The organism is Aquibium sp. A9E412, assembly GCF_030398335.1.
Taxonomy (GTDB): domain Bacteria; phylum Pseudomonadota; class Alphaproteobacteria; order Rhizobiales; family Rhizobiaceae; genus A9E412.
Genome location: NZ_JAOAOP010000143.1, coordinates 1 through 865 on the forward strand (window position 1 = coordinate 1; position 865 = coordinate 865).

At 67.3% G+C, this 865-nt stretch carries 1 protein-coding gene; it reads right to left on the reverse strand.

The window, feature by feature from the left end:
- Nucleotides 1-122: 122 nt before the first annotated feature.
- Nucleotides 123-865: porin (locus N1F89_RS20605; protein WP_290086377.1), on the reverse strand; the 743-nt coding region annotated here is incomplete at its 5' end.

An 865-nucleotide genomic window follows, 5' to 3' on the forward strand; every position in this document is an offset into this window, starting at 1 on the left:
CGTTCGAATCGCAACGCGCCGGGGGACGGAGCCCCCGGCGCGAAGCTGGCAGGGTGCGGAGCGCGGAACCTGGAGACGGACCGACGTCCGTCCGATGTCGCCGCGCATCCGCTCGTCCCCGATCAGAAGTAGCGCGTGAAGCGGAGGTAACCGCTGAACGTGCCATCCGGATCGAAGCCCGGAACGACCTCGCCGACGTCGTCGTAGTGCAGCTCGGTGCGGATCTCGAAGTTCTCGATCGGCGTCCAGACCGTCGACAGCTCCGCGCCCCAGGCGTCGACGCCCGTCGAGACGTCGGTGCCGGCGATGTAGAGATCGTTGAAGTACTGCACCGCCACCGAGGCGCCGAAGGTCGGCGTGAACTGGTGGTTGTACGAACCGAGGATCGACCACTCGGCACCGCCGAACAGCGCACCGTTGTACTGGAAGACCGGGAACAGGCCGCCCGTGCTGGCAGCGAAGTTGATGGTCGGGCTGCCGACATTGTACGAGTGCGCGCCGTCGGCGTAGTAACCGATCACGCGGAGCGACGAGCCGGGCATGTTCGGCACGTTGATCTGCGCGCCGACCTGGGCACCGAAGCCGCCGCTGTTGACCGTGCCGGTCAGCGCGTTCAGCGTGTTGACCGAGCCGTCGAAGCTCTCGTCATAGCCGACCGCGGCCCAGACCGCACCCCAGCCCTGGTTGACGCCGATCTTGGCGACCACGTCGGGCATGTAGCCGTCGGAACCGGCCGCGAACGGGGTATGCGCATCGTCTTCCAGCGCCAGGGCGCCGAAGAAGCCGTTGCCGCCCTCGAAGCGGTAACCGATCAGGTGGCGCTGCTGGTAGCCGTAGTACATGCCACCCCAGGAGTGCGAGCCGT